Annotated in this window: 6 protein-coding genes; all 6 read left to right on the top strand. The window is 73.8% G+C overall.

Annotated elements, in window-relative coordinates; genetic code table 11:
• Positions 1 to 1,226 (top strand): N-6 DNA methylase (locus M8H82_RS36185; protein ID WP_250079979.1); only part of this gene is annotated, 1,226 nt, incomplete at its 5' end.
• A gap of 169 nt (positions 1,227 to 1,395) precedes the next feature.
• Positions 1,396 to 2,061, top strand: a complete 666-nt coding sequence (locus M8H82_RS36190) for a hypothetical protein (RefSeq protein WP_250079981.1) — start codon at positions 1,396 to 1,398, stop codon at positions 2,059 to 2,061.
• A 38-nt stretch (positions 2,062 to 2,099) separates the two neighbouring features.
• Positions 2,100 to 3,593 (top strand): serine/threonine-protein kinase, encoded by a 1,494-nt coding sequence (locus tag M8H82_RS36195; protein WP_284049772.1) that lies wholly within the window; start codon positions 2,100 to 2,102, stop codon positions 3,591 to 3,593.
• Positions 3,594 to 3,841: 248 nt separating this feature from the next.
• Positions 3,842 to 4,495: a SurA N-terminal domain-containing protein gene (locus M8H82_RS36200; protein ID WP_250079983.1), complete on the top strand. Its 654-nt coding sequence runs from the start codon at positions 3,842 to 3,844 to the stop codon at positions 4,493 to 4,495.
• Positions 4,496 to 4,665: 170 nt separating this feature from the next.
• A complete protein-coding gene (locus M8H82_RS36205; protein WP_250079985.1) occupies positions 4,666 to 5,652 on the top strand; it encodes a nucleoside triphosphate pyrophosphohydrolase in 987 nt (328 codons plus the stop codon).
• A gap of 42 nt (positions 5,653 to 5,694) precedes the next feature.
• Complete coding sequence (locus tag M8H82_RS36210) at positions 5,695 to 7,788, top strand: hypothetical protein (RefSeq protein WP_250079987.1); 2,094 nt, start codon at positions 5,695 to 5,697, stop codon at positions 7,786 to 7,788.
• Positions 7,789 to 7,872: the final 84 nt, after the last annotated feature.

The following is a 7,872-nucleotide window of genomic DNA, read 5'->3' on the forward strand; positions in this document are numbered from 1 at the left end:
GCGCGGACGCCGTCCTGTGCCACCCGCCGTTCAACGTGCGGAACTGGGGCCATGACGAACTCGCCTACGACCCCCGCTGGGAGTACGGCTTCCCGGCGCGCACCGAGTCGGAGCTGGCCTGGGTGCAGCACGCGCTCGCCCGGCTGCGGGACGGCGGCACCGCCGTGCTGCTGATGCCGCCCGCCGCCGCCTCCCGCCGCTCCGGCCGCCGGATCCGCGCCGACCTGCTGCGGCGCGGTGCGCTGCGCGCCGTCGTCGCGCTGCCGGTCGGCGCGGCACCGCCGTACAACATTCCGCTGCATCTGTGGGTGCTGCGCAGGCCCGACAAGGCGCCGGCGCAGCCCGAGGTGCTGCTCGCGGACGCGGGGCAGTTCGCGACGGAGGGGCGCGGCGGGCCCGACTGGCGGGCCGTGCGGGAGGTTGTGCTCGACGCCTGGCAGGCCTTTGACCGGGCCGGCACCCTCGACGAGCGGCCCGGTCTGGCCCGCGCGCTGCCCGTGATCGACCTCCTCGACGACGACGTCGACCTCGCCCCGGCCCGCCATCTGCCGCCCCCCACCGGGGCCGACGGCGCCGAGGCGCTCACGGCCGTGCGCGAGCGCCTGGGGCAGACCCTGGGGCTCGCCACCGAGCTCACCCCGCCGCCCGCCGCGGGCACCCGCCCCGTGCGCTGGCCGTTCACCACCGTCGGGGAACTCGCGCGCGGGGGCGCCCTGGTGATGCGTACCGGCGGAAGCGGCGGCCACGCGCGTGTGCCCGTGCTCACCGACCATGACGTCCTCGCCGGGACGGCCCCCTCGGGGACGCTGCCCGAGAGCGACGAGGAGGCGGTGCTGACGGAGCCGGGCGATGTCGTCGTCCCGGTGCTCGGCGGCGGCTCGATGGCGCGCGTGATCGACGACACGACCCGGGGCGCCGCCCTGGGGCGCAACCTCGTCCTCCTGCGCCCCGACCGCACGGCGCTCGACGCGTGGTTCCTCGCCGGATTCCTGCGCGGCACCGCCAACAACCGCCAGGCCAGCAGCTACGCGTCCACCGCCACCCGCCTCGACGTGCGCCGCCTGCAGCTGCCCCGGCTCCCGCTCGACGAGCAGCGCCGCTACGGGGCGAGGTTTCGCGCGCTGGACGAGTTCGAGCGGGCGCTGCGGCACGCGAACCGGCTCGGGGACCAGCTCGTGCGCGGAATGTACGACGGTCTGACCGACGGGACGGTGGCTCCCGACTGAGGCACCGACTGAGGCGCCGACTGAGGCGCCGGGTGCGGGCGGGCGGCCGGGGGAAGTGATCAGTACAACAACGGTTCGGTACAACCCGGGACCGGTTGTCCGTGTCGGCCTATACGCTCGAACTCTGTCGTTCGTTCGTCCCCCATCGGCCAACCGTCCAGGAGCAGTCATGTACGGCCACGGCACGGCGCCGCCCACCCGCAGCGAGGCAACGGTCATCTCCCTGCGGGTGCTGTTCGCCGCCGCCGGTCTGCTGTCCTGCGGGGTCCTCGCGTGCGTGCCGCTGTTCCGGGTGGCGATCCTGCGGGGCCGCTGGCCGGACTGGGTGCTGGCGTGGGGGAGCCTGCCGCTGTCCATCGCGTGTTTCGCGGTGGTCGGTTCGGTGCCGGAGACGGACCCCAGGTCGGACGTCGCGCTGGCCGCGGTGCTGCTGCTCGGCGCGTTCAGCTCCGTGTACTTCCTGGTGATGGACATCCGCGTGCACAACAGACTGCGGCAGCAGTACGGCGGTTACGCGCCGGCGCAGGCCACGACGGTCCACGCGCCGAACGGCCCCGCCGGTTACGGCTATCCCCAGCACCTGGCGCCGTACACGACCGCGCCGGTCCAGCAGCCCTTGCCGCAGCAGCACCGGCCGCCCGCGCCCGTACCGCACCCGGCGACCCCGGTCCCCACCCCGCCGGTGCCCCAGGACGCGCGGCCCGCCGGCCCCGTACCGGCGCCGCCGCAGCGGCCCGCGCCCGCGCGGATCGACCAGGTGCGCGCCGAGCTGGACGAGCTCAGTGACTATCTGCGCCACCACGACGGCCGCGGCGACCACGAGGGCGGCAGGTGACCGTGACGACCGGGCGCGTCGTCGCGGCCCGTTACGAACTGTCCACGCTGATCGGGCAAGGAGGCATGGGCCAGGTCTGGACGGCGTACGACCAGCGGCTCGACCGGCGCGTGGCGGTGAAGCTGCTGCGCCCCGACAAGGTGGCGGGCCAGGAGGCGGACGAACTGCGCCGCCGGTTCGTGCGCGAGTGCCGGGTGACCGCGCAGGTCGACCACCCCGGCCTGGTCACCGTGCACGACGCGGGCAGCGAGGGCGAGGAGCTGTTCCTCGTCATGCAGTACGTCGACGGCGCGGACCTCTCCGACCATCTCGCCGAGCACGACCCGTACCCGTGGCAGTGGGCGGTCGCGGTCGCCGCGCAACTGTGCGCCGTGCTGAGCGCCGTGCACGCCGTGCCGATCGTCCACCGCGACCTCAAGCCGCGCAATGTGATGGTGAAGCAGGACGGCACGGTCACCGTGCTCGACCTCGGCGTCGCCTCCGTCATGGACGCCGACACCACCCGCCTCACCCACACCGGCACCCCCATCGGCTCACCCGCCTACATGGCGCCCGAGCAGGCCATGGGCGGCGCGGTCGGCCCCTACACCGACCTGTACGCGCTCGGGGTGCTGCTGCACGAACTCCTCAGCGGCGACGTCCCATTCTCCGGCTCGACGGCGCTCGGCGTGTTGCACCGGCACCTCTACGAGCCCCCGCTGCCCGTGCGCCGGATGCGCCCCGAGGTGCCCGAGGCGCTGGAAGCGCTGGTCCTGCGCCTGCTCGCCAAGGACCCGCAGCACCGGCCCGGCTCGGCGCAGGAGGTGTACGAGGACCTGGCGGTGCTGCTGCCCGCGCGCGGGACGCCCACCGGGGCGCCCCTGGACCCCACGCGGCCGTTCCTGCGCCCGCACGCCCCCTGGCCGGACCGGGCCCGCACCCCCGCGCCCCAGCCCGCCCCCGCCGCAGCGGTCGCCCCGGCGGCCGGGAAACCGGACGTGGCCCGCGCGGTGGACGAGGTCAAGCGCCTCCTCGGCGAGGGCCGGATCACCCAGGCCGTCGACATCCTCGGCGCGATCCTCCCGGTCGCCGCCGAGCAGCACGGCGAGAAGTCCCCGGTCGTGCGCACCCTGCGCAAGCAGTACGCGGCCACGCTCATGGACGACGGCCAGTACCGGCGCGCGCTGCCCGTCCTGCGCGCCCTCGCCGCCGAGCGCGCCGCGGAGGCCGGCCACGCCGACCCCCAGTCGCTGCGGTTCCGCTACGACGCGGCCCAGTGCCTGGAGCAGCTCGGCGACCCGGCGGCGGCGCTGGGGGAGTACCGGTCGCTGCTGCCGTACTACGAGAACCAGTACGTGGCCGGCGACCCGGAGCTCGCCCACGACGTCCGCCGCCGCATCGGCCACCTGCTGCTCGCGCTCGGCGACCGCCCCGCCGCCCACGACACCCTGGTCCGTCTCCTGCACGACGTGGAACGCCTGCACGGCCCCGGCCACCCGCTGGCGGCGGACATCCGGCGGACGCTGCAGTGGCTGGGTCAGGTGCGGGGCTAGGCCCTCGCGTACGGATCACTCGCGTACGGATCACCCGCGTACGGGTCACTCGCGTACGGATCACCCGGCGTCGCGGGCCCTGGCCCGGCGGGGCCGGGTGCCCCACTGCGCGGCACCGAGCCCGCGAGCCGGTGCCCGAAGTCCCGGTGAATCGTTGGTCGAATGGGTTGGCCAGAGCTTGGCCGATGCCTACCATCGATCATCGCAAGACTTTGTGCACCGTCGCACAATCTCCTCGGGAGGTTTCCTTGCACCGCCGCTACCGCCGCCGTCGCACCGCGCTCCTCCTCTCCGCCGCCATCGCGGCGGCGCCTCTCCTGACCGCCTGCGGAAACGATGCGCACCCTGGTGCGGCGGCCGTGGTCGGGGATCAGCGGATCACCGTCTCCCAGCTGGAGAACAGGGTGAACGAGGTGCGCGCGGCCCAGCGCGCGGTCGTTTCGGACGAGGCGCAGTACGCCCAGGCCGTGTCCCGGACCGGCAGCCTCACCCGGGACACCCTGCACGGCATGGTCCTGGACCGGGTGCTGCACCAGGCCGCCCAGGACGCGGGCATCACCGTCAGCCGCAAGGAGATCCAGGAGATGCGCAGCGGCCTGGAGCAGCAGGCCGGCGGTGCCAAGGCACTGGAGACGACCTGGCTCCAGGAGTACGGCGTGGCCCCGGCGCGCCTGGAGGAGAACCTCCGCCTCCAGCTGGAGGCCCAGAAGCTCGCCGCCAAGCTCGGCACCGACACCACGCAGCCGGAGTTCTGGAAGGCCCTGTCCGAGGCCTCCGAGAAGCTCGACATCGACCTCAACCCGCGCTACGGCAGCTGGGACGTCCAGAAGAGCGGCCGCGTGGACGCCAAGACCCCGTGGGTGCGCGAGGTGTCGGCGCCGGACGCGCCGCAGACGGCATAGCGGCGCCGGGGCAGCGAGGCGGAACGGTACGGCACCGGCACGGCACCTGGGGGCCGTACCGGCGCCTCCGGGAACACACAGGCACCCCCTGCGGTCATACGATCACACCCCGGCCTCTGCCTGTGGACAACGTGATCCGGTCCGTCCCCGCCGTGCGTTAGCTTCGAACCGTGAACACCACCAGCCCCGAAGCCGCCCCCGTCGCCCCCGGCCGCATCGTCCTGCTCACCACCAGCCACCGCGTCGCCCCCGGCCTGCTGTCCTGGCCCGCCTGGCAGGCGCTGCACTCCGCCGACAGCGTGCTGTGCTCGGACGGCGCCCACCCGCAGCTGCCGTATCTGCGGGAGACGGGGATACGGGTGACCGAGGCGGCCCCCACCGCCGAGGCGCTGGTCGACACCTGCGCCGGCGGCCGCACCGTGGTGGTCGTGGCCACCGGCGAGGGCGAACCGGCACTGACCGACGGCCTCGCCCGCCTCGCCGGCTCCGGCCGCGTGAGCATGCCGGAGCTGGAACTGCTCCCCGCCTCCTACGACCTGCCCGGGGCCCGCCTGCTCGACCTCGTCCAGGTCATGGACCGGATTCGGGCCGAATGTCCCTGGTCCTCCCAGCAGACCCACAAGGGACTCGCCAAGTACGGCATCGAGGAGGCCTACGAACTCGTCGAGGCCATCGAGGAGGGGGACCGGGACGAACTGCGCGAGGAACTGGGGGACGTGCTGCTCCAGGTCGTCTTCCACGCGCGCATCGCCGAGGAGGACCCCGAGGCACCCTTCTCCCTCGACGACGTCGCCGGGACCATCGTCGCCAAGCTGATCCACCGCCACCCGCATGTCTTCGGGGACGCGACCGCGACCACCCCCGAGGAGGTCAAGGAGCACTGGCTGCGGACCAAGGCCACGGAGAAGCGCCGCGAGTCCGTCACCGACGGCATCCCCCTCGGCCAGCCCGGCCTCGCCCTTGCGGCGAAGCTGGCGTCCCGGGTGAGAACGGCCGGGCTCGACGTGCCCCTGCCCAGGACCGAGGGCGTCGGTTACGAGCTCCTCGCCCTGGCGGTGCGCGCCGAGGCGGAGGGCGTGGATCCGGAGGCGGCGCTGCGGGCGGCGGGCCGGGCGTACCGGGATGCGGTGCGGGCTGCCGAGGGCCTGGAAGGTTAGTACGGTTGCCCCCTGGGCCGGCTCTGGGGCACGGGGGCTTGTATGTCAGGCGTGTTGGACGAGCTGGCGGCTGCGGTGGCCGGGGTTCTGGTGTCCGCGATGGGCTCCGACGACTGGGAGCAGAGGGCCAGGCCGAAGTTCGTCCATATCTACGCACTCACCATGCGGGAGGACCTGGGTGCGGTTCTGGAGAAACACCGGAGCGAGCTGAGCAGCGGTGAGCTGTCGGCGCGGGATGCGGCGCGGATCTGGCAGAGCAAGATCCGCGAGGCCTTCAAGAAGGGGTTCATCACCAATGAGGTGCACCAGTTCATAACGGACTTCCGGCCGACCGGTCACCTCACCTGTCGGTCCTGCGCGACCTCGGTGGAGCACGCCGACATCTACTGCGGGGGGTGCGGCGATGTCCTCGGCGCTCCGGCCCCCTTACCGGTGAGCGTCACCTCCCGCGAGGACACGGGTCCCTCCGCCCCCGCCGAACGGCCGCAGGACCACGTCGACTTCAGGCGGTCCAGCTTCCACGCGCCCGTCATCGGCGTGCAGCACAACTACGGTCACCCGGGGCCCGCGCCCGCCGACAGCTGGCCCCGGCTCGGTGACTTACGGGGCCGCGCGCTGGGTGTACGGCCCGTCAGTTCCTTCTGGGGCATGCCCGAACTGCCGTCCTACGTCCCGCGCGACCGGGACGCCGAACTCGACCGGCTGGTCGCGTGGGGGCTGCGGGAGGGCGGACTGGTGGTCGTCACCGGGGAGCCGCTGTCCGGCAAGTCGATGACCGCCTGGGCCGCCCTGAGCCGGAACGCCGACGCCGGTGCCCGGCTGTTCAACGCTCACCCCGGGACCGATCTGCGCGACCTCCCCGCCGCACTGCGCGGGCGGGATCCCGCCGGTACGCATGTGGTGTGGCTGGACGATCTGGAGAGCCACATCGACGAACGAGGGCTGGTGGCGGGGCCGTTGCTGCAGCTCGCGCACGAGGGTGTGCTGGTGCTCGCCACTATGCGGGACACGGCGTACGAGGCGCACCGCTTCGGTGACCTGCCGATGGCCCGTGTCCTGCGCGGAGCCCGCACGGTGGATCTGACCTGCGACTGGAGCGAGGCGGAACTCGGACGGCTCGCAGGGTCGTGGGACCCGCGGCACAGGGACGCGGTGCGGTGGCGCGGTGAGCTGGGCGTCACGCAATTCCTCGCCGCGGGACCGGAGTTGTGGGAGGAGTGGCGCCGGGCGAGCCGTCCCGGTGGGCGGGCCAACGGTCACCTGCTGGTGCGGGCGGCCATCGACGCGGCCCGCTGCGGGATCACCAGCGGCCTGTCGCCCCGGACCTGGGAGTTCCTGATCAACGTGCGCCGGATGTACGGGGACGGGTGCGCGCTGGTGACACCCGTCCCGCAGGAGGACCTGGACTGGGCGGCCAAGCCGCGGCTGGGAGTCTCCGGGCTGCTGGTGCCGGGTGCCGAGAAGGACACCTGGCAGGCGTGCGGGACGCTGGTCGCCGACGCGGTCCGCCGTGCCGACCTGCCGCCGCCGACTCCCCATATATGGGGGTCGATGGCGTGGATGGCGGCGATGTACGACCTGCCCGAGCGGGACGAGGTGTCCCGGGCGGCTCGCGAGGCGGTACGGATCCCGGCCGAGGCCGGCGACTCCGACGCCCCGGCGACCCTCGCCGTCCTGTCGACGTGGGCCGGTGACGCCCCCGAGGCGCTGCGCTGGTGGGGCGAGGTCGCGGAACAGGACGCGCGTGAGGCGTACATGCTCGGGCGGTACCTGCTGCTGGAGCAGGGCAAGCTGGCCGAAGCGCTTCCCCACATCCAGAGGGCGGCCGAGGCGGGCAACAGGGAACCCGCCCAGGAACTCGGGTTCCTGCTCCTCGCGCAGGCCCTGCACTGGCTCGGCGTCGCGGCCGAGAACGGCAACCCCTCCGCGGCCGAGGTCCTCCCCGCACTCCGAGCGGCCCTCACGGACCAGCGCCTTCTGTCCGCCCTCGCCCGCCAAGCCCCCGACCCCACGCCCCCCACCACCCCCGGCCCCCCACTCTCATCCGAGCGCGCCATCGCCCACGCCCTGGACGTGATCCACGGCCGCCGCCCCATGACCAACCCCACCACGCCTCCGGACCCCACCAGCCAGTAACCGCCCACCACCCGCACCGGCCCACCCCGCGCGGCAAAGCTCGGCACCCTTGTCGGCCCCGCGCCAAGCAGTGAACGAACACCC

Source organism: Streptomyces sp. YS415 (genome assembly GCF_023544665.1).
GTDB lineage: Bacteria > Actinomycetota > Actinomycetes > Streptomycetales > Streptomycetaceae > Streptomyces.